This window comes from Maribacter vaceletii, from assembly GCF_003634105.1.
Lineage (GTDB): Bacteria > Bacteroidota > Bacteroidia > Flavobacteriales > Flavobacteriaceae > Maribacter_B > Maribacter_B vaceletii.
The window spans coordinates 1,130,168-1,153,261 of sequence record NZ_RBIQ01000007.1; the positions used below are offsets into that span (position 1 = coordinate 1,130,168).

Annotated in this window: 12 protein-coding genes; 2 read left to right on the forward strand and 10 right to left on the reverse strand. The window is 32.1% G+C overall.

What is annotated here, in order from left to right:
- Window positions 1-3 precede the first annotated feature (3 nt).
- The 9 genes from CLV91_RS04595 to CLV91_RS04635 form a co-directional block, all read right to left on the reverse strand.
- Window positions 4-918: a DUF4268 domain-containing protein gene (locus CLV91_RS04595; protein WP_121064425.1), complete on the reverse strand. Its 915-nt coding sequence runs from the start codon at window positions 916-918 to the stop codon at window positions 4-6.
- 348 nt (window positions 919-1,266) lie between these two features.
- Window positions 1,267-4,191 carry a glycoside hydrolase family 2 protein gene (locus CLV91_RS04600; protein WP_121064427.1) on the reverse strand — a complete coding sequence of 975 codons (2,925 nt, stop codon included), beginning with the start codon at window positions 4,189-4,191 and terminating at the stop codon, window positions 1,267-1,269.
- Between the two features lie 165 nt (window positions 4,192-4,356).
- Window positions 4,357-7,662: a VCBS repeat-containing protein gene (locus CLV91_RS04605; RefSeq protein WP_121064429.1), complete on the reverse strand. Its 3,306-nt coding sequence runs from the start codon at window positions 7,660-7,662 to the stop codon at window positions 4,357-4,359.
- Window positions 7,663-7,849: 187 nt separating this feature from the next.
- Window positions 7,850-11,140 (reverse strand): VCBS repeat-containing protein, encoded by a 3,291-nt coding sequence (locus CLV91_RS04610; RefSeq protein ID WP_245987140.1) that lies wholly within the window; start codon window positions 11,138-11,140, stop codon window positions 7,850-7,852.
- Between the two features lie 80 nt (window positions 11,141-11,220).
- Window positions 11,221-12,960, reverse strand: coding sequence for a RagB/SusD family nutrient uptake outer membrane protein (locus CLV91_RS04615; RefSeq protein ID WP_121064433.1), 1,740 nt, complete (start codon window positions 12,958-12,960; stop codon window positions 11,221-11,223).
- A 10-nt stretch (window positions 12,961-12,970) separates the two neighbouring features.
- Window positions 12,971-16,384, reverse strand: coding sequence for a TonB-dependent receptor (locus CLV91_RS04620; RefSeq protein ID WP_170146698.1), 3,414 nt, complete (start codon window positions 16,382-16,384; stop codon window positions 12,971-12,973).
- 180 nt (window positions 16,385-16,564) lie between these two features.
- A complete protein-coding gene (locus CLV91_RS04625; RefSeq protein WP_121064437.1) occupies window positions 16,565-17,620 on the reverse strand; it encodes a FecR family protein in 1,056 nt (351 codons plus the stop codon).
- A 110-nt stretch (window positions 17,621-17,730) separates the two neighbouring features.
- Window positions 17,731-18,312, reverse strand: coding sequence for an RNA polymerase sigma factor (locus tag CLV91_RS04630; RefSeq protein ID WP_170146699.1), 582 nt, complete (start codon window positions 18,310-18,312; stop codon window positions 17,731-17,733).
- 399 nt (window positions 18,313-18,711) lie between these two features.
- Window positions 18,712-19,467 (reverse strand): sulfite exporter TauE/SafE family protein, encoded by a 756-nt coding sequence (locus CLV91_RS04635; RefSeq protein WP_121064441.1) that lies wholly within the window; start codon window positions 19,465-19,467, stop codon window positions 18,712-18,714.
- 75 nt (window positions 19,468-19,542) lie between these two features.
- Here CLV91_RS04635 and CLV91_RS04640 point away from each other — a divergent pair, with 75 nt between their 5' ends.
- Window positions 19,543-21,354 carry a sodium:solute symporter family protein gene (locus CLV91_RS04640; protein WP_121064443.1) on the forward strand — a complete coding sequence of 604 codons (1,812 nt, stop codon included), beginning with the start codon at window positions 19,543-19,545 and terminating at the stop codon, window positions 21,352-21,354.
- Window positions 21,355-21,356: 2 nt separating this feature from the next.
- Here CLV91_RS04640 and CLV91_RS04645 read toward each other — a convergent pair whose 3' ends face one another.
- On the reverse strand, window positions 21,357-21,947 hold the full coding sequence (locus CLV91_RS04645; protein WP_121064445.1) for a riboflavin synthase: 591 nt from the start codon (window positions 21,945-21,947) through the stop codon (window positions 21,357-21,359).
- A gap of 58 nt (window positions 21,948-22,005) precedes the next feature.
- Here CLV91_RS04645 and pdxA point away from each other — a divergent pair, with 58 nt between their 5' ends.
- Window positions 22,006-23,055: a 4-hydroxythreonine-4-phosphate dehydrogenase PdxA gene (pdxA, locus tag CLV91_RS04650; RefSeq protein ID WP_121064447.1), complete on the forward strand. Its 1,050-nt coding sequence runs from the start codon at window positions 22,006-22,008 to the stop codon at window positions 23,053-23,055.
- Window positions 23,056-23,094 lie beyond the last annotated feature (39 nt).

Below are 23,094 nucleotides of genomic sequence, written 5' to 3' on the forward strand. Positions count from 1 at the left end.
ATTTTAGTATTTTGAAAAGGTTTGTTGAAAAAGTACGGCATTTTCTGCCATCCATTTAAAATATTCTGGCCATTTATTTTCCGAAGTTAAATTGCCTTTTGTAATCTTCTTAATTCGGCAGGCCTTTTTTGTTGGTAATTCGAACCATTTTAAACCAGGAATATGATTTTCGATAGCATCTTTATGACTAAAAAACTCTTTGTACGTTTCTTTAGAATCCGGTATATAAACCTCGCAAGCCATTTCTTTTGATTGCGTATTTAAAGTTAAAGTAATATGAGAATCTCTACCACTATAGCTGATGTCATACCAATGTTGAGGATATGGTTTACGTAATCTAAGTTTAATATTTTCGTTCTCAATATATGTTTTAAATTCAACCCAAAATTTTAATTGCAATTGTTTTGTTTCTGAAAGTACTGATGATTTAACACTTTGTTTTATCGCTTTAGCCCAATTGTTTGGTTGTGAAACAATATGAAATTTAGGCGCTGGCTCTGAATTTCCAATTTTCCAAACCTCCATACGGACGGCAAAGAAGTTTATTTTTTCATCGGTATTTTCATTCAACCAATCAATAGCTTGTTTGTGCTCTTCAAGAACTTCTTTTACAATCCAAATAATGATTTCTGCATCTAGGCCAGAAGCATAAGTGATTAGCTTACCTAAATGGTCATGGTCAGTCCGTTCTAATTGGTTTTCAATAATTACTTTTCTATCTAGACCGCTTTCTTCGGCATAGATATCGACATTGAATCTGCCGACATTATATTCAGTATCTATTAGGGAAAGTTCAATATTAATTTCATCACTTAAAAGTTCTAAATTTTCTGGTAAAGCTAACCATTGGGTAAAATTGGTGGCTTCGTGTTTCCAGATTTCTCGAAGTGCTACTTGTTTTATACGTCCTAAATTCACTTGAATATGCTAATTTAAGGGGGAATAAGTTAATGGTACAACCAAATTAAACAATCTTAAACAGTTTAACAATTCTTAATAGATTTGAATGGAGAATTTTCCTGTATAGTTTATGAGAAGTAATAATTGTGTTGAGAAGTTTGCTAAAGTAAAACTCTTCATATGAAACTTCTCTTATAAGACTATTTTGAAAAAGTGAATTATTTTAATTAGCTTTCGTTATGTGTAATTCAGTATCGTTAACTACTAAACAAGAGAAACTAGAAGCTCATTATGGAACCACAAGTAAAACAAAACCCTTACAGAGATGTAAGGGTTTTTTTATTAAGTAAAATTTGTATGCAAATTCTAAAAATTCTTCCACTCACTCAGTTCAAAAGCATTTAGCCAAACGCCCTTATTTCCTTTACCATTAAAATTAATTTTTACGGGCTTTATTCCATCCGAAGTAAAGATAACTTCTCCAACCCCTGGAGATTCCCATTGCATTTCTTTTCCTGCAGTTACTTTAGTTTCAATCTGTTTTTTTCCGATAAGTGATTCTGAAGAAATAATAATTTTCTTTTCATAAGGTAATTTGTGAATAGTAGCAGACTTTAATTTGTCTTTATTAGGATCCATTAAATCTGAATTACTACTAGGAGCATGGTGCCAAGTTTTAAGTTTATAGGTTCCTTTAGGAAGATTATTAAATACTAGATTAACTCCTTTATCATCTAAACTAATAAGGCCATCTCCGTATGCATAACCGTATTTTCCTATAACATTCATTTCTCCTAACCAACGATTAATACCATCTTCAGAGCCTTTTTCAATTGTTGCATTTACCCCTTTTAATGCTTTAAAAGTGTAGGTGTTCTTAGCGTCATCTGCACCATACCAAGGGTTCCAACCAAACTGAAGTAATTGATCACTAGCTCCAAGGTCTACTCGTTCTTTGGTAAAATCATAAACAGGCTTAGCATTATTTAGTAAAGTATTATTACTATTTGGAACCAATGTAACGGTACTACTAGTAGATTTTAACCCTTTAGATTTGGCCGTAATAGTCATACTCCCAGGAGTATTTCCTGCTCTTATTAATGCTGGTGCAACCCCATACTCCGTGAACATAGGGTTAGCATTTATAGAGGCATTATCTCCAATTACAGAGCCATCGCCTTTTACTGCAAATTTTATAAGATGATTAGTATTGGGTACGGTATTTCCTTTTCTATCAATAACGGTGGCGTATACCATTAGAATATCGGAACCATCTGCGGTAAATTGTCTACCCTCGGTATCTAATTCTAATTTAATTGCGTAGGCTTTGCCTGCTGTTTCTTTGGTGGTTTCTAAGATTTTTCCGTCTTTAAAAAATGCTTTGGCTGTTATTTTTCCTGCGCCATATTTTATATTTTTAAAATGAAATGGCGCATGTTCCAAGCCTTTATATATGGTATCAATGCTAGGCTGTGTTTTTTCTAATAATTTACCATTTAAAAAGAGTTCTACTTCTTCAGCATTACTATGAACGGTAATCTCTTTAGTTTCTGGACTCCAATCTTCTTGTATAGAAACAAAGGGTTTTGGTAATAATTCTGATTTGTACCATTCTAATTCTGGTCTAGGATATCTAAAAATGGTCATCATACCAGACCTGGTACGGTCTATTTTGTTATTTGCTTTATCATGGGTTGGGTGAAATGTATAATAGGCATGTGCCGTCCAAGAGATTAAACCAGTCATTAAAGGGTCGTTTTTAAAAGGTGCAACAGCAGCAGCTCCTGTTCTACCTTCCATAGCAAACATAGGTTCGGAGCGATCCCAAATAAAAGGCCCATAAAGCATATTAGCATTAATATCTGTTAAACCAGATGTTTGCCAACCTGTCCATCTTGCTCCTTGCGAAGCAGTAAGTCTTGTTGGGTCTTCTTGTTTTATGATATTATGAACCCTTGGAACATATCCTCTATGATTTACACCAGCTCCCCACATTACAATAGAAGCATGGTTTCTATGATTTCGAATCATGGTTCTGGCAGATTTTTCTAGATTATTCCACCATTCGTCTTTGTCCGATATAGAAATCCAAGTTGGCGCTTCTTCATACACTAAAATTCCTAGTTCATCACAAGCTTCAATTAATGCATTGTCTTGCGGATAATGTGCTGTACGCATAATATTAAAACCATACTCTTTAAATTGAAGCATGTCTTTATAATGTAGTGCATTTGGAACGGCATCACCAATATATGGATATTGCTGGTGACGGTTTGCTCCTATTAATTCTATAGGTTCATTGTTCAGTAGAAAACCACGAACAGGATCTTGCTCAAACTTACGGAGTCCAATTTTTGTTTCTACAAAGTCAATTTCTTTACCATTAATTTTCACTACACTATTTACACGGTACAAATATGGGTTATCTATTCCCCAGAGTTGTACATTGTCTTCTAAGCTTCCTATTTGGTTAAATTGATATTCTTCTCCTGCTTGTATTTTTTTGTTATTTACTAATCTTAATACGGCAATACCTTCTTTATTAAGTATTCTGGTAACTAACTCGCAATCTACTTCGGCCTGTTTTTCGTTTTTTACCGCAGTTTTAATATTAATGGTAGCATTTTTATTTACTGGGTCTATAGTTGGAGTTGTAATGTTTACTCCAGAATTTAGGGTTTCCCAGTTAAAAGTTACATGCACGGGATTGGTTTCTACCAAATATACATCGCGATATAAGCCACTAAATTTTACATAATCAAAAGGACCAGGGTCTGGCGGAATCATTTCATTTCTGCGGTTGTCTACTAAAAGTGTAATTTGGTTTTCTTGCCCTTTATTTATATAGGACGTAATATCAAAATGAAAAGGAGTATAACCGCCTACGGCATGTTCCCCTACATGCTTTCCGTTAACCCAAAGATTGGTTACTTGGTGTGCTCCTTCAAACTCTAAGAATACTTTTTTGTTACCATTACCCACCGTAATATTTTTACGGTACCACCCTACTTTTCTATGAAAAACTAATTGTGTTTTTTCGTCTTGTAAACCATCTAAAGCCAAAGAAGTAAGTTCTAAGGTATGCGGAACGTTAACGGTTTTCCAACTAGAATCATCTACTTCTTTTTCAAAGTATTTAGCTTCCGGATCTCCTAAATGAAATTTCCATCCTTGATTAAGACTTACTTTGGTTCGGTCTGTATCTGGAAACCCATAAGGTAGATTTTGACTATTTGTGTTTTGAATAACACATAGATTTATAAATAAAAACAGTATTACAATTGGTTTCATAGGTAAAGAAGTTAAATAAATACCTACAAATTAGTGAAAGTAATGGAGGTGCTATTTACTTTGTATTAAAAAGGATCATTTGTTGCTTACTTTTAAACATAGGAACAAATAAGCCCCTTTTTAAATTTAGAAAAAGAGGAGTATTAGATAATGTATTGTAGTTTTTTATTCTTTATTAGTAAGGGCAACCATTTGCACAAAATCACTATTCTTAGTGGCTATAATATAGTTTTTATTCGCAACAGAAATTAGATGCATATCTTTAACATCTCCAGGAATAAATAAGCCGCTTTCCAGAGCTTTTATAGGTTTAAAAGACCCAGAGCCATCTCCTTTTAAAAATAGGCCGTTACTAGCATCATTTCTAGGAGTTTCTATTTCCGCACTATATAAGTTACCGGCAACAACGGCATCTAAATTACCATCCTTATCAAAGTCTTTAACTATTATTTGGTTAATATTAGATATTTGTGCTTCTATAGGAAGTTTATGAAGAATAAATTTTCCGTTTTTATTTTCTATATACACACTTGCAAAAGATTTTACTTGGTAATGTAAAGAGTTTTCTAACGCTTCTTCTGTATAAACATCATCTAAGGTTGCGGTAGAAAAACTGGCATAATCTTCGAATTTTTTCTTAATTGTAGGAATTTGTTGTGAGGAGCATTCTCTTCCTCTTAAAGGATATTCTTTACCATCATCGTAATAACTAAGAACAATATCATTCTTTTCATTTTTATCAAAATCGTTTAAATAAATATCAAAAGTTTCTTCTGCATTGGCTTTGTATTTAAAGTTTAAGCCTAAGTTACCTGCTATAAAATCTATGTCGCCATCGTTATCAAAGTCTCCAGATTTAATGCTAAACCACCAACCTGTAGTGTCTTCTATGCCTAGTTCTTCAGTACTATTAAAAGTGCCTTTATTGTTTTTAAAGACTGTAATTGGCATCCATTCTCCAGAAATTACTAAATCTGTCCACCCATCATTATCAATATCTGCCCATGAAGCATCGGTTACTAAACCAAGTTTTTCTAAATCAGGCGCAATGGAATGAGTTGCATCTTTAAATTTAGGGGTTCCTTTTTCACTTATATTTTCTAAAAGATAACTTTTTGCTGGTGAAGGGTAGTTTCCTGGAATTAATCGCCCACCTACAAAAAGGTCTAAGTCACCATCTTTATCATAATCATGACTATAAACTCTAGAACCACTGGTTAACATTTCTGGTAGAGCAATCCTAGATTTTGTAAAATTTCCTTGTCCATCATTTACATAGAAACGGTCTTGTAGCATTACAGAATTTGGCTCAAATTCATTCCCTCCGCTAACTATATAAACGTCATTATCACCATCGTTATCGGCATCAAAAATATGAATACCAGCATCTTCATGACCACTATCTATAGTTAGAGAATTCCCTTCTTGTTTATTAAACCCTTCGGCATTTTGAAAATATAATCCGGTTTGGTTTTGAGAAGAACCTCCTATTATAACATCTTCTAAGTTATCTCCATTTAAATCGCCAACCGCAACAAAAGGCCCTAACCTTGATGTTTGATGAGGCAGTAGTACTTCTTTCTTAAAATCGTCATACATATTTTCTATATGTTGGTGTTTTATTAAAGAGTCTTTTATGATTGATGTAAACAGCTTGTTTAAATCAGTAGAGATATTTTCTTTATTATGTGCATTTTTATGATTAATAGTAATGTTTTGATTTGCTAAGGTGTTTTCAATTTTTTGAATGTTGTTATCTGGCCATTGAATTTCAATGGTTTCTATTGTATCTGCCTGTCCTATTCCAAAATGCAATTGTGGCGCTACCGAAGATTGGAAACCTCTAGAAAGTGTAAGTTCTTGAAACTGAGTATTTTCTTTTGTCTTAATAGTTACTTTGGCTCCAATACCTAAAATATTTTTTTCTGCTCCTTTTAATTTTATGGTTAGGTAATTATTAAAATCTGCACTTTTATTTTCGAATATGGTAGCGGTATCGTCTATGTTATTACTTATAATTTCTAAGTCGCCATCATTATCTAAATCGGCATAAACACTACCGTTAGAAAAACCTTTATAGCTTATTCCCCAATCTTCATTTTTCTTAGAAAAAGTTAAATCACCATTATTTTTATAGACAAAATTGTCAATCTTTTCAGAAGGTATTGCTAAACTTTTTTGAAGTAAATTTTTACTAGGGTCCCATACATTTTTTATGGAATCAAAATAATCTTTATTATTTATTTCTCTTCTTGTACCATTTGCAATAAAAATATCTTTTAAACCATCATTGTCTAAATCGGCCAGTAATGGTCCCCAACTCCAATCTGTGGAAGAAATACCAGCAAGCCTAGATATGTTACTAAAATCTGGTAATGTGTCATTAACAATACCATTATTTAACTGTAAACTATTTTGCATGTACTGGTAGTGAAAACCGGAATTAACGGTACTCCAAAATAATTTTGGGTTCATAGAAGCCATGTTGGCTTTTGCTCTTCTATTATTTTGAGCGGTCATATCTACTTGAAAAATATCTAGAAGACCATCATTATTAATGTCGGCAATGTCTACACCCATACCATAAAAAGAGGTGTTTTTAGTAAGATTTTTAGACATTTCTGTGAAAGTTCCGTTTTTATTATTGATGTAGAAATGATCTGGCGAACTAAAGTCATTAGATACATATAAATCTGGCCAACCATCTTGGTTTATGTCTCCTACCGTTGCACTTAAGGAAAGCCCAAAATTGCGAACCCCTGCTTTTTTTGTTACATCCTTAAAATGGCCGTTATCATTTCTATATAATTTATCTGATTCTTTATTCTTTGGGTTATCTTTTTTATACCGGTAATATTGGTTTGGTGCATTAAATGGAGTTGGAGGGTAGTTTGCTACATACAGGTCTAAATCACCATCTAAATCATAATCAAAAAAGGTAGCTTGCACGCTGTTTCCTGTTTCTGCGATGCCGAATTCTTCTGCTTTTTCGGAAAACGTAGTATCACCATTGTTTATAAATAATTGATTTTCTTTTGGCCCAAACTTACCACCTACAGAACAGTAAATATCTAGGAAACCATCTTGGTTAATGTCTACCATGGTTACCCCTGTATACCACCTAGAATCTCCTGTTATATTGGCACTTTTTGTAACATCTTCAAATTCAAGGTTTCCTTTATTTAAATATAATTTATTGGGAACCATGTTACCTGTGAAAAACAAATCTATAAGTCCGTCATTATTAATGTCACCAGCTGAAACTCCACCACCCATAAATATATAACCATAGGTAAAATAGTTTAAAGAATCGTTCTCGGTTAAAATATTAGAAAAGGATATATTGGACTTTTTAGGACTTAATTCTGAGAATATTTTTTTTGTTTCTTTTTTAGTCTTTGAAGCTTTTTCGGAGCAATTTAAAAGAGTACTTAGAGAAAGTAAAATAAGGAAGAAAGTTGGGAATTTCATGAGTAAAAAATTGAGATCTACTAAGATAACTAAGTTACATTATGATAACAAAAAAACAGGACATTCTTAATGTCCTGTTATAAAAAACTAACTCTAAACTAATTAGTACAAACTATTATCTTTAAAATATCAGTCCCTTTTTTAAATGTAAAAAAGGTTTTTATAGATATTCTTTCTTATGCGTGGATTAATTTACCTTGACCATTTGCAAAAAATCATTATTCTTAGCCACAATAATGTATTCTTGATTTTTTATATAAATTCTGGTCATATCTTTAACATCTCCGGGTATATATAAACCACTTTTTGTAGTTGAAATCGCTGTTAATTTGCCTTTGCCATTTCCTTTTAAAAACATTCCATAACCAGCATCATTTCTTGGTGTTTCTACTTCTGAAGCATATAAATTTCCAGCAATAAGAGCATCTAAATTTCCATCATTATCATAGTCATTAATCAAAATTTGATTAATACTAGAAATTTGCGCCATTGTTGGTAAATCATGTTTTATAAATTTACCATCTTTATTTTCTAAGTAAACACTTGCAAAAGATTCTACATTATAATGCAAAGAATTTTCTAAATAATCTTCTGTATATATATCTTCTAAGGTTGCTACAGAAAAGGAACTATAATCTTTAAATTTTTGTTTAATTGCTGGCATTTGTTGGGAGGAACACTCTCTACCCCTTAATGGATATTTTTTGCCATCGTTAAAATAACTAAGAACAATATCATTCGTTTTATTATTATCAAAATCATTAAAATAAACATCAAAAGTCTCTTCTTCTGTGGCTTTATATTTATAATTAAGTCCTAAATTTCCTGCGATATAATCTTTGTCGCCATCATTGTCAAAATCACCTTCTTTAACACTAAACCACCAGCCTGTAGTATTGTCTAGATTTAATTTATTAGTTATATTTTTAAAAACACCATTTTCATTTTTAAAAAATGTTATAGGCATCCATTCTCCAACAACCACTAAATCTACCCAACCATCATTATTATAATCTGTCCATATGGCATCAGTAACCATTCCTAGTTTTATTAACTCCGGAGCTACTTTCTTAGTTACATCTGTAAATTTTGGACTCCCAAGGGAACTTATATTTTCTAAAATATAACTAGTAGCTGGCAAAGGATAATTTCCAGGAACCAACCTACCACCCACAAACAAATCTAAATCGCCATCATTATCATAATCAAAGCTATGAACCCTACTACCACTTGTAATCATTTTTGGTAACGCAGTACTAGATTTTTTAAAAATCCCTTTTCCGTCATTTATATACAACCGATCTTGGAGCATGTTAGATGTTTGTTCAAATTCATTCCCTCCACTAACTATATATATGTCATTATCTCCATCATTATCAGCATCAAAAATCTCTACTCCTAAATCTTCATAGCCACTATCTTTGGCTAAATTTTTTGTTTCCTTTTTTACAAACCCTTTTAATGTTTGATAATAGACAGCTGCTTGATTATTGGAGGAGCCTCCTATAATAATATCCTCTAATCCATCAGCATTTAAATCTCCAACTCCAAGGCATGGCCCTAACATGGAAGTTTGGTGAGGCAATAAAATTTCTTTAGAAAAATCGTTATAACTATTCTCAATATATTTATGATTAACTATTAGTGCTGTATCTTTTTCTGTACTAAATAGTTTATGGGATATATTACTTTTTTCTTCTATTTTTTTAATTGAATTTTTATAATCTAATGTTAGCGTTTGGTTTGGTTTAAAGTTGGTAAGTATTTCTATTCTTTCATCTGGCCATTTTATTCTTAAAGAGTCTATACTCTCCATTTTTCCTATACCAAAATGTAATTGTGGCGCAACGGAAGACTGAAATCCTCTGGTTAAGGTCATTTCTTGAAATTGCGTAGTATTTTTTGTTTTTAAATATGCTTTTACTCCAATACCTAAAGGGTTTTTAGTTGTCCCTTTAAATTTTAAAGTGAGGTAATTGTTTTTTTCAGAACTTTTATTTTCAAATATAGATGCCTTATCATCAATATTATTTGTTATGATTTCTAAATCTCCATCATTATCTAAGTCGCAATATACTGCTCCATTTGAAAAACCTTTAAAGGACAATCCCCAAGATTTATTTACTTTTTCAAAGGATAAGTCTCCTTTATTACGAAACACAAAGTTGTCTATTTTCTCTGTAGGTATTTCAAGATTCCATTTTAACAAACTATCTTTATTATTTACCTTTTTTTCGAGTATTTTAATGTAATCCTTGTTATTTATTTCTCTTCTTGTACCATTGGTAATAAATACATCTTTTAATCCATCATTATTTAAATCCGTCAACAATGGACCCCAGCTCCAGTCTGTTGAAGATATACCTGCTAGCCTTGAAACATTACTAAACCTTGGAGTGCTATCACTTAAAACGCCATTGTTTAACTGCAAAGTATTATGCATGTATTGATGATTAAAACCAGCGTTAATACTTTTCCAGAATAATTTAGGATTCATGCTTGCCATATTTGCTTTTGCTCTCCTATTATCTGCTGCATCCATATCCACTTGAAGAATATCTAAAAGGCCATCATTATTAAAATCGGCAATATCCACTCCCATACCAAAATGCGAAGTATGCTCCGTTGCTTTTTTTAAAACATTTGAAAAAGTGCCATCTTTATTATTTTGATACATAAAGTCTGGTGAACTAAAATCATTGGACACATATAAATCTACCCATCCATCATTATTGAAATCTGCTGCTGTAGCACTTAGCGTTAACCCAAATGAACTTAAACCTGTAGCATGGGTAACATCTGTAAATGTATTATCTCCATTGTTACTATATAACTTATCTGTTTCTATTGGTAGATGGTTGTGCATTTTAAATGCGTAATGGCTAGGAGGCGCATTAAATGCTGTTTCTGGATAGTTAGCAATGTAAATATCTAAATCTCCATCATTATCATAATCAAAAAAAGTAGATTGTATACTATTCCCTTCTTCAGCAAGACCGTATTCATCTGCTTTTTCAGTAAAAGTATTGTCGCCATTATTTATAAATAGTTGATTTTTTTTTGGTGAGAATTTACCTCCTACAGAACAGTATATGTCTAAAAAACCGTCATTATTAACGTCAGCCATAGTAGAGCCTGTATACCATCTTGAATCTCCAGAAACTTTTGCTGCTATTGTAATATCTTCAAATTGTAATCCACCTTTATTAAGGTACAACTTATTTTCAACCATATTGCCTGTAAAATACAAATCTATAAGGCCATCATTATTTATATCTCCTGCAGAAACTCCCCCGCCTAAATAAATGTAAGGGTATGTAAAATAATTTAGTGAATCGTTTTCAACAATAGTATTAGAAAAGGTAACATGAGAATATTTTGTACTTAGATTATTAAATATTTTTACGGAATCATCTTTTTTATTACAGCTAAAAGTAATAGCGATAATAAGAATAAATAAATAAAAATATTTCATCATTTTATGTGCTTTTATGTAAAAAAGAAAAAACAGAGTGTGTACACACCCTGTTAATAAAAAACTAAACTAACTTAAATTTATTAATATGCGTTTTGTTGCACTGTTCCACCAGAAAGATCCACTACCTCTTGTGGTATTGGATAAATTCCTCTTGTAGCAGGAAAAGAAACACCATTTAAATATCCTCTAAATTGAGGGCGTGATGTATAACCGTCCAAAACTTGTTTGGCAATATTTTCTCCTCTACGTACCAAATCAAAGAAACGATGTCCTTCCATTGCTGTTTCTATACGATATTCATGTATTACGGCATTCATTGCAAATGTTGCATCAGGGAAGCCACCATTATTTGAATAAAGTCCTATAGCATAATTTGCTGCATTGGTTACTCCATCACTTTCCTTAACCCAATTTTCTGGATCTGTATTTCTTGCTCTTACTCGATCTACAAGAGTAACTGCTGTTAATAGGTCTGTTTCAGAGGCAGCTATTTCAGCTCTCCATAATAGTATTTCAGAATAACGAATTAAATTTGTTTGTATGGTGCTAATATTTTGCCCCCATCCTCCTGCTACTCTTGCTAAACCATCATCAACTTGCGACCAAAGTAATTTTTTGCTATAATAAGGACCTCCGTTTGCAGGGTCTCTTGCCCATGCTAGCATAAAATCTCCACGATCAAACAAAGGAATACCTGTTCTAGCAACTGTCCAATCTAGTCTAGGATCTAAATTTCTAGTTTCTTCTGGAAAAATAGAAGTTCCTGCAACTGGATCTTCAACAGGGACATTTCTAGGAACCCCTCCAACAATATCATTTGGATCTACATTAGATACATAATTAGCAGGGTCTGATGGGGGTGTTGTTAATGGTAAACCATTGGCATCTGTTAAATATGCATTAACTAAATCATGTGTTGGTTGATAAAACCCACAACATCCAAAAGGACTTGCGCTATGTGGATAATTTAATTCATCCCCTTCATTCCCATTGCCTTGTCCTGAGCCAGCACCATCATTAACAGCATATTGTACAGAGAAAACAGTTTCTATATTATTATTGTATGCATAATTGAAGTTTTGATGAAAGCTAGGCATTAAGTCATATGGACCGTTATTTATTATATCGTCCAATAGTGGTTTAGCAGCTGTATAATCTAGTTGATACATATGAACCTTAGCTAAATAAGCTTTTGAATTCCATTGCGTAGCTCCTCCATATCGTTTTGCTTCTACATCAAGGTTATCTATAGCATATTGAAAATCGTCCTCAATATTTGGCCAAACATCACTAGTATTAGCTGGTGTCTCGGTAGTATTTTCATCAATATAAGGGATATTACCATAAGTCATCTTCAACTGAAAGTGAAAAAAACCTCTTAAAAAACGAAGTTCACCTAAAGCTGTATTAGCATCACTTTCTCCAATAGCTCCAGATTCTAAACCACTTTTTACTACACCTATAGCTGCATTTGCTCTAGCTACTCCTTCATAAAGATTATTCCATCTAAGTCTTACATAGTTATTATTTGGTAAAACATCATAAACCTCCATCTGAGTAATTTCAGATTGATCTCCTGGATCACTCCCTTTGTAAGCATCATCTGATGCAGCTCCACCAAATGTCCAGTTTGACGCAGCGGCCTCTCTTCTCATTTCTAGACCTGCATAAGTTCCTATAACTAATTTTTCAACCAAATTTACACTTGGCACAACATCATCTGTAGTTAATGTAGATAATGGAATATCTAATTCATCATCACACGAGAAAATGCTTATTGTTATAGTGAATAACAAAAATTGTTTTAATATATTTTTCATGTTCTTTTTTTTAAAATGAAACGTTTAAACCAAAAATGATGGATCTATTAATGGGATATGTCCCAGAATCAACACCATATGTTAAGTTTGGACCAGGTAGTGTTCTATCTGGGGCATTACCACCAGGAGCTGAAACAGACCCAACAAAACTTCTTAAACTTACTTCTGGATCTAAGCCAGAATAATCTGTTAGAGTGATTAAGTTTTTGCCTTGAAGATATAATCTAATTTTGTCTAACTTAAGCTTTTGCGTTAGAGAGTTTGGTAGACTATAACCAATTACAATGTTTTTTAACCTTAAATAAGACCCATCTTCTACATAATAGCTAGATGCTGCTGCCTCACGATCAACAAGACTAGAATTAGCTGTTACAGCAGGTAAGCCTACTTCATTAACATAATTTACACTTCTTCCTCCAGTAAATTTATTGAAATCGGTAAAGAACTTATTAAAGTTATAAATCTCATTTCCTTGAGAACCTTGAAATAACATAGAAAAATCGAAGTTTTTATAATCGGCATTAAACGTAAGACCATAAGTAAAATCTGGATGAGGGCTTCCAATAAAACCTCTAACAGGTTCTCCTGTATCATCTAGCTCATCGAACACCACTCTACCATTTTCAATACCAGCCCATGTATTTCCATAAAAAGAAGACAAAGGATGTCCTGCTTGAGTACGGGTAGGGTTCTGATCTCTTAAACGATCTCCATTTATAAAACTATCAGGATTTTCAGGGTCTAAAAAAGTAACTTCATTTTTATATGCTGAAATATTAAATCCTAAATTGTATTTAAAGTCTCCATCTGATTGGTAGTTATCATAACTTAAAGTGGCATCAAACCCTTTATTTGTCATTTCTCCTAAATTGGCAGGAACAGCACTTATGTTCCCCAGAAGTGTTGGGTCTCCAGGAACACTTAATAGCATGTCTTCTGTTGTGGAATTAAAATAATCAAAATCGAAATTTAAACTATTAAACAGTCTTGATGATATACCAACATTTAAACTTTTTGTAGTTTCCCAACCAATATCTGGGTTTCCTCTAAGAGAGATACCCAAACCAGCCGATGAAGTTGTTGTTCCTGTGGCATAATTATAATTATCTACGTTTGGACCAAGAGTAGTAGATCTAGCATCTGTTCTGACATTACCGTTGTTACCAACAACACCGTATCCTGCTTTAAACATTAAATTTGTGAACACTTTAGATTCTTTCATAAAGTCTTCTTCACTAACTCTCCATCCAATACTACCAGAAGGGAAAATACCATCTCTACTATTTTCATTAAATAATGATGTTTCATCACGCCTAACAGTAGCACTTAATAAATACTTATCTAGTATTTTAACATCTGCTTTACCAAATAATGAGAAATAGGAAGATATTGCTCCAGTACCATAGCCACCCCAATTTCCGTTGGCATTATCAAAATATCTTAAGTCTTCTGTAAATACATCAAAACCTAATCTATTTACTGTTGTTGTTCTAAAAGTATTTTTATTAAATTCTGTACCTACCAACACATCTAGCTCTATATTTTCACTAACAGCTTTATTATAGTTTAAAGTATTAAACCAAGTATAAGTATTAGATGAGCTATTTCTCTCGGTCAACGTTGTTTGTGTGTTAAAGATTTCTCCTTCTAGCTGTGGCGCTTGGAAGTAAACCATATTAAATGAAGATAGATCAAAACCTAAATTTGTTTTAAATGTCAGACCATCTATTAAATCTACCTCTGCATATACATTTCCAAGGGCTCTTAATGTTTTATTACTATTGTCTTTGTTTCGTTCTGCAATGGCGATTGGGTTTTTACCATTACCTAAACCTCCTACACCAGATCCCGCAAAATTACCACCAACATCTCTTACTGGAATTAATGGGCTCATTCTATATAAATTTGCTATCGTACCATCATCTACACTTGATCCTGGAGGTGTAATTTGATCTGAAAACGAAACAGTAATATTTTCACCTATTCTAAAACCATCAGTAATATTAAAACTGGTATTTGCACGCAAAGTATATCTAGAAAATCCAGATTGATTGCCCACCCCTTCTTGATCTAAAACACTCATAGAAGTAAAAAAACTAGAGTTTTCTGTTCCGGCAGATGCACTTATATTATGACTTTGAGTTATTGCCGAACCAAAATACTCATTAAACCAGTTTGTTCCTTGTGGGTTTGATCTTGTTACTGAAGTTGCTCTTGAACCAGCATCATAAATAATACCTTCATCTGTTGCCGATCCTTGTGGAATTAAGTAGTTTGGTATTACTGGTGTTGCACCATTTCCAAATTGAGAATTAGAAGGGTTGTTACCATCATTATTAAATTCTCTCCAAACACTTTCTGCTACTTGTTGAGAACTTGCCATATCTGGTAATGCTGAATTTGGAATAAAATCTATTCCAGCATAAGAATTTAAAGAAAAAGTAAGTTTTTTATTTTTTTTACCACCCTTAGTAGTAATAATGATTACACCATTTGCAGCTCTATTTCCATAGATTGCAGCAGAAGAGGCGTCTTTTAGAATTTGTACAGAAGCAATATCGTTTGGATTTATATCATTAAGTCCAGCACCAGAAGGCGTTCCATCTATAATGTATAAAGGATCATTTCCATTAATAGTACCAAAACCTCTAATTCTTACCGCAGCACTACCTCCAGGGCCTCCTTGACTACCTACAACAACACCTGAGGCTTGCCCCTGTAATGCTTGTTCTAAACTTGTTGGAGATGTTGCTTCTAAGTTTTCAGATTTAACTGTTGTTACGGACCCAGTAATATCTCTTGTATTTTGCTTAGTATACCCTGTAACAACAACTTCTTGTAATTGACTGGCATCTTCTAATAAAGTAATATTTATAGTAGATTGACCATTTATTTGAATTTCTTTGGAAGCATACCCAATATAACTAAAAATTAAAGTAGCATTTGGGTCTGCGTTTATACTAAATTTTCCATCAAAATCTGTTTGCGTTCCATTTGTAGTTCCTTTAACAACTACATTTGCTCCAGGTAGTGGTAAGCCGTCTGCGTCTATTACTAATCCAGAAATTTCTGATTGCTCAATTATAGGAGCTAAAATAGAAGAAGCTTTTTTTAATTTTCTTTTAGGTGCTTTTTTTATAATTACTTGTCTGTCCTTTATCTTATAGGTTAGTTGTGTGTTTTTAAATACAACGTCTAATATTTTAGAGACCGTAATCTCATTATATTTAAGGGATATTTTTTTGTTTTTGTCTAAGGTAGCATCTTTATAAAAGAATACAAATTCACTTTTATTTTGAATTTCTACAAACAAATCCTCTAAACCAATATTACTTACGTTAATATCAATTTTAGTTTGCGCGTAAGAGGGATTGGCATATACAGAACCCAGACCTAAAACAATTACTAGAAGAAAAATTCTCATAATGGTTAATATGCACATTCTTAGGGGTATAAAAAACCCTAAATAGTTTGATTTAACTATTTTATTCATAATTTTGTTTTTTCGTTAGTTAATATTGCTGTGAGTAACAGCAGTGTTGATTTTTTTATAGCCAGAAGGTGTTGGTCCATCTTCTGGTTTTTTTATTCTTTCTTAGTTACTTCATAAATTTTCGGTTTTAGTTATTACTATTTTAGTTTTAGATATATTAGTATATTCTAAGTTTGTAGTTTCTTTAATAGCTTCCAGAACTTCATTTATAGTATCCTTAAGATCTAAAGAACCAGTAAAAGTTTGCTTTGCTAATTGTTGGTCTTTAATTGTAATCTCTACATTGTAATAGCGAGAAAGGCGTTTCATAATATGACCTAAATCATCTTTCTTAAAAATAAAGAGACCTTGTTTCCAAGAAAAGTAATTGTTTATATTTACCTTTTTAGAGGAGATTTGGTTTGTGTTTTTATTATAACTAGCAGAGATGCCAGGCTTTATTTTTATAGATTGGTTTCTTTTTAAAAAAGAATCTCCTTTGTAATTAATTTTTACACTACCACTTTTAAGGGTGGTTTCAATTATACCATCATTAGTATAATTACTTACGTTAAATACGGTTCCTAAAACTTCTATTTCATGGTTTTTTGCTACTACAGTAAAGGGCTTACTTTTATTATGAGCTACATCAAAAATACCTTCTCCTTCTAAAAATACTTCTCTTTTATTTTTTGAAAAAGCAACAGGGTATATAAGTTTAGAGCCGGAGTTTAACCATACATTAGTACCGTCAGAAAGTTCTATTTTAGAGCGTTTTCCAAAAGGAACAACAACGGTGTTAAATCCGGCAGCAGTATTTTCTGCTTCAGAAACATCATTTGTTTTTTCCGAAGCAATGGTAACTTGTTCTCCAGTTTTTGAGTAGCTAATGGTAGTATTATCGTCTAAGATGTTTATTTTTTTATTATTACTTAAAATAAGTTCTACGGCATCTAAATTATCTGCCTTAACACTATTTGCTGTTTGTATGTAGCTATCTATTGAAGAAGATTTTTTTTGTTGATTATAAAAAAGAAAAGAAGATATAAGAACTAGTGAAAATGCAAGACCAGCACCAATTTTTCTTCTAACAATTTTTCTTTTGTGAGAATATATAGATGTAGCAATCTTATTTCTAAGTAACTTTTTTTCGTTGTTAGTTAATTTAGAGATGTTTTTATCTGTCATTTTGATTTAATTGTACTCGTAGAAAACTACTTAGAAAGCGAACAAAGTTTACCTTCTATTTAGTATAAGTAAAAAGTTTGCTGTTTATAGACAGTATTTTTTAATTTTTTTTAAAAAATATTGGATAAGAATAATAAAAATAGGGCTAAGTGCTGCCTTAAAACCTTGATACCTCTATATATTATTGTGCGAGAAGAGGCTACCGAAACATTTAGAATTTCAGCTATTTCTTCATAAGGTTTATTTTCTGTGTACCTTAAAGTTATACCCTTTTTTTGTCTTTTGGTAAGTAAATGAAAAGCTGCTTTTAGCTTATTAATTTTTTCAGTGTTATGCTGCATGCTAATCATATCCTCTTCAAAAGAAGGAATGGACTGATTTTTTGTAAAATATGATATATCTGCTGTAGTTATTAATTTACTTCTATATTTTCTATTAATCTTTCTTTTTAAAGCTTTAAACAAATAATATTCTACATTTTCTGTTGCAGCAATTTTACTTCTGTATTTGTATAAATCTAGAAACAAATCATGTATACAGTCCATCACATACTCCTTATCGTTAGAAGTATGTAAGCCATATCTAAAAAGAGAATCTACATACAAGTCATATAGTTTCCCTAAGGCCTCTACATCCCCTGTTTTTAAATTATTCCATAATTCTATGGAAGCTTTGTTAATTAACGTTTGCAAAATCTAGTCATTATTAAAATTGTTTTGGAAATCTTGGGTATAAAACAAACCTTTATAAAAAGTAATTGTTTAAAAAAATTTTATCGTTAAAAAGAGGGTAAAAACCACTTTTAGAATTTAAATACCAAAACAAATTAATAGTATGGGGTAACTGCGTTTAGAGTAATTTTTTGATTCATTTTTTTTGAGTTGTTAGCTAAGTTTTTAAATTATAAAACAGTTGTATTAAATAAATATTATGAGCTTCTTGTAGTATAATTCGACAATAATATTAACAAAAATTTACGAAATAATCATTTAAATATTTAAAAATTATTAATAATGTAAAATTTACGCTTATTTTAGCATGTAGTCTTAGGGCTTTATTTATATAGTAGTTTAAAGAATTTAATAGAAAAGCTAACGTAATAAAATTAGTAAAGAACCTAGAGCGGTTAAGAATAAGATCATTTTTCTATAAAAACCCTCCTTAATTTTAGTAACTAAAAATATCCCGACGAATAAACCAAGAAGTATACCTGGAATTAATTTTAAGTTTAAAATAAAAGAATCTAAAGTAATGGTCTTCCATACAAAAATATGAAATGGGAGTTTAAAAATATTGATAATAAAAAACAACCATGCTGCAGTACCAATGAATTCATTTTTTGGCAAACGCATTGCTAGGAAAAAGATATTACTAAATGCTCCCGCTAAGTTTCCTATCATTGTAGTAATTCCTGCCATTATGCCCATACTGCCCGCAAAAGCCCAATGCGTAGGTACATTTTTAGACTTTTTGCGATCCCACCAATACATCATTATAACACTACCTAAAATAACAACAGCCATACTGTTTTTAAAGGTTAACTCGTCTAAATCTTTTCCAATAAAAACCCCAATTAGTACACCTAACATCATCCAAGGTAAAAAGCGTACTATATATTTCCATTGGGTATGTCTGTTATAATAAATAACCGCAAAAATATCTCCAACTATAAGTAATGGGACAATTAAACCTGTAGACTCTTTTGCTCCAAATGCAAGAGCCATTAACGTAACTATTAATATTGCTATGCCTTTAATACCTGATTTAGAAACACCAATGATAAAGGCAGATAGTAAGGCCAAAAACCATTGCATACTTGTTAATTCTAAAGAAAGTAAGGATAACATATAATGTGTATATATAAAGTTGAGCAAAAGTATATATAAAAATATAATACCTTTAGAACCAATCAAAAATAGTATATGACTTTAAGTGCATTAGATTATACGCTTATAATTGGATTTTTTTTAATTGTTTTAGGGGTAGGTTTTTTTGTTTCTAAGAAATCTGGGAGGGACTCATCAGAATTTTTCTTATCAGGAAGAACAATGCCTTGGTGGCTATTGGGTCTTTCCATGGTAGCAACTACTTTTTCTACAGACACCCCTAATTTAGTTACCGATATTGTTAGAACAAATGGAGTTTCTGGTAACTGGGTGTGGTGGGCATTTTTAATTACAGGATTGTTAACCGTATTTGTATATGCTAAGCTATGGAGAAAATCTAATGTAAAAACAGACTTAGAGTTTTATGAATTGCGTTACGGTGGTGCTCCTGCAAGTTTTTTACGAAAATTTAGAGCGGTTTACTTAGGAGTTTTTTTTAATGTAATTACTATGGCTGGGGTAACACTTGCAGCAATAAAAATAGGAAGTGTAATGCTTGGTTTAGAACCCTGGCAAACGGTTATTTGTGGAGGAGTAATAACTGTGGTTTTTAGTGCTTTAGGTGGATTTAAAGGTGTTGTTTATACTGATTTTTTGTTATTTTTTGTAGCAATGGCAGGTTCTATTGGCGCTGCGTATTTTCTTGTAAATATTCCAGAAGTTGGTGGTATAAAAGCTTTAATGGCTAATGAAAATGTTAGTGATAAACTATCTATTTTACCAGACTTTAGTAATAAAAAAGCACTTATAACATTATTTATTATTCCTTTAGCAGTACAGTGGTGGAGTTCATGGTATCCAGGTTCAGAACCAGGAGGTGGTGGGTATATAGCCCAAAGAATGTTAGCTGCAAAAGATGAAAATCATGCCATTGGCGCAACGTTCTTTTTTAATATTATGCATTATGCTTTAAGACCTTGGCCATGGATTTTGGTGGCACTAGCATCTTTAGTTGTTTTTCCAGATATTGCTAGTATACAAGAAGCTTTTCCTACTATTTCTGAGGACAAATTAGGGCATGATTTGGCATATTCTGCTATGCTAACGAAACTTCCAAGCGGGCTTTTAGGATTGGTTTTGGCCTCTTTAATTGCAGCATATATGAGTACAATATCTACCCAATTAAATTGGGGCTCTTCTTATATTGTTTTCGATTTTTATAAACAACAAATTAACCCAAATGCAACCGAAAAAAAGCTAGTAGCTATTGGTAGGATATCTACAGTTTTTTTAATGGTATTAAGCGCAGGCTTAGCATTACTTTTGCAGAATGCACTACAACTTTTTGATGTTCTTTTAACCTTTGGAGCAGGTACTGGACTTATATTTATTTTACGCTGGTTTTGGTGGCGTATAAACGCTTGGAGCGAAATTACCGCAATGTTTGCCTCGGGTTTAATAGCTATAATTTTAAAATTTACACCTATTGGCGATTTCTTTTTTACTGCAAAAACAGGAATTTTTCCAGATTGGATGGAGTATCCCTTTGTTGTATTACTAACCACTATAATATGGCTATTAGTTACTTTTTTGACACAACCAGAATCTCCAGAAGTTTTGCAAAATTTTTATAAAAAAATACAGCCAGGCGGTCCAGGTTGGAACAGTGTAGTAAAGGAAGCCAAAAAGAACAACCTATCTATTAAAAACAAGGATAAAGCATGGAGCGTTCCTAAAGGTATATATGCAATGATTGTGGGTTGTACACTTATTTATACATGTATGTTTGCTACAGGATATTGGATTTATGGTGAAACAACACTAGCATTAACCTTAACAGGCATAGCAATTGTTTCTGCCTTAGTACTTATAAGATTATGGAAAGCTCTTAAAGAAGATATTTTATAGGATTACTCTCTATTTGCCATTAATTTAGAAACATATTTGCCAATAACATCAAACTCAAGGTTAACAACTGTTCCTACTTTATAGGTGCCAAAACGGGTATGCTCATACGTATAAGGGATAATAGCTACACTAAAGGTATTTTTTCCAGAATTTACTACGGTTAAGCTTGTACCATCAATAGTAATAGAACCTTTTTCTATAGTTGGGTTGTTTAAAGTAGCATCATATTCAAAAGAAAAAAACCAACTACCATCTTTTTCAGAAATAGAAGTACATATGCCAGTTTGGTCTACATGCCCTTGAACTATGTGTCCATCTAATCTTGAGCCTAAAATCATGGCGCGTTCTAGATTTATTTTTTCTCCAACAGCAAGATTATTTAAACTTGTTTTTTCTAAAGTTTCATCTATAGCTGTAACGGTATATTCTTTGTCTTTTATGGCAACAACAGTTAAACACACGCCATTATGAGCAACACTCTGATCAATTTTTAATTCGGAAGTAATGTTAGATGCAACTGTAATATGTAAATTACTTCCTTCTTTCTCTAAATTAGTAATTTGCCCTAGTGTTTCAATTATTCCTGTAAACATGTGTCGTTTTATTTAAGTAATTTTGCGTAATATATTTAGATACAAAGGTAAAGATATAATGCAGGAAAAAGGGAAAATTAAATTAGGTATATCTATAGGAGATTTAAATGGTATTGGTTGCGAAGTTGTTTTAAAAACTTTTGAAGATTCTAGAATGCTAGATTTTTGCACACCTATTGTTTTTGCATCAAACAAAACAATATCACAACAAAAAAATCATTTAAAAATACCAATTAATTATAATGGTGTACCAGATGCATATAAAGCTTTAGATGGTAAGTTTAATGTAGTTAATGTTTGGAAAGAAACGCCAAAATTACAATTTGGAGAAGCAACTCCTGAGGGCGGAAAATTTGCAATTAAATCGTTACAGAAAGCAGTTGAAGCCTTAAAACAAGGAAAGATAGATGTTTTGGTAACTGCTCCTATTAATAAGAATAATATACAAAGCGAGGAATTTAATTTTCCAGGACATACCGATTACTTGGCTAAGGAATTAAATGGGCAGAGTTTAATGTTTATGGTAACCGATGATTTAAAAGTTGGTCTTTTAACAGATCATGTTGCCGTTAAAGATGTATCTGCTGCAATTACTACTAAACTAATTAATGATAAGATTGAGGTAATAGAGAATTCTTTAAAGATGGACTTTGGAATTACGAAACCCAAGATTGCACTTTTAGGAATAAACCCACATAGCGGAGATAATGGTGTAATAGGTAAAGAAGACGATAAGATTTTAAAGCCAGTTATTAAAGAATTAGCTAATAAAGGGCATTTAGTTTACGGTCCTTATGCTGCAGATAGTTTTTTTGGATCAGATGGGTATAAAAAGTTCGATGCTATTTTAGCAGCTTATCATGATCAAGGGTTAATTCCTTTTAAAACTTTATCTTTTGGAAAAGGGGTAAATTATACTGCAGGGTTAAGTAAGGTAAGAACCTCTCCGGATCATGGAACTGCCTATGAAATAGCAGGAAAAGGTAAGGCAGATCATAGTTCTTTTAAAGAAGCTGTATTTTCTGCAATACATATTTTTAGAAATAGAGAAGAGTATTTAGAACTAACAGAAAACCCATTAAAAAAGCAAAAAATTACTAGAAAATAAGTATTGTATTAAAACACAATGATTTATTGTTTAATTTTA

Bases quoted from the DNA above. Each gene is read 5' to 3' on its own strand.
- CLV91_RS04600 (WP_121064427.1), bottom strand. From the start codon at position 4,191: ATGAAACCAATTGTAATACTGTTTTTATTTATAAATCTATGTGTTATT.
- CLV91_RS04605 (WP_121064429.1), bottom strand. From the start codon at position 7,662: ATGAAATTCCCAACTTTCTTCCTTATTTTACTTTCTCTAAGTACTCTT.
- CLV91_RS04610 (WP_245987140.1), bottom strand. From the start codon at position 11,140: ATGATGAAATATTTTTATTTATTTATTCTTATTATCGCTATTACTTTT.
- CLV91_RS04615 (WP_121064433.1), bottom strand. From the start codon at position 12,960: ATGAAAAATATATTAAAACAATTTTTGTTATTCACTATAACAATAAGC.
- CLV91_RS04620 (WP_170146698.1), bottom strand. From the start codon at position 16,384: ATGAGAATTTTTCTTCTAGTAATTGTTTTAGGTCTGGGTTCTGTATAT.
- CLV91_RS04625 (WP_121064437.1), bottom strand. From the start codon at position 17,620: ATGACAGATAAAAACATCTCTAAATTAACTAACAACGAAAAAAAGTTA.
- CLV91_RS04635 (WP_121064441.1), bottom strand. From the start codon at position 19,467: ATGTTATCCTTACTTTCTTTAGAATTAACAAGTATGCAATGGTTTTTG.
- CLV91_RS04640 (WP_121064443.1), top strand. From the start codon at position 19,543: ATGACTTTAAGTGCATTAGATTATACGCTTATAATTGGATTTTTTTTA.
- CLV91_RS04645 (WP_121064445.1), bottom strand. From the start codon at position 21,947: ATGTTTACAGGAATAATTGAAACACTAGGGCAAATTACTAATTTAGAG.
- pdxA (WP_121064447.1), top strand. From the start codon at position 22,006: ATGCAGGAAAAAGGGAAAATTAAATTAGGTATATCTATAGGAGATTTA.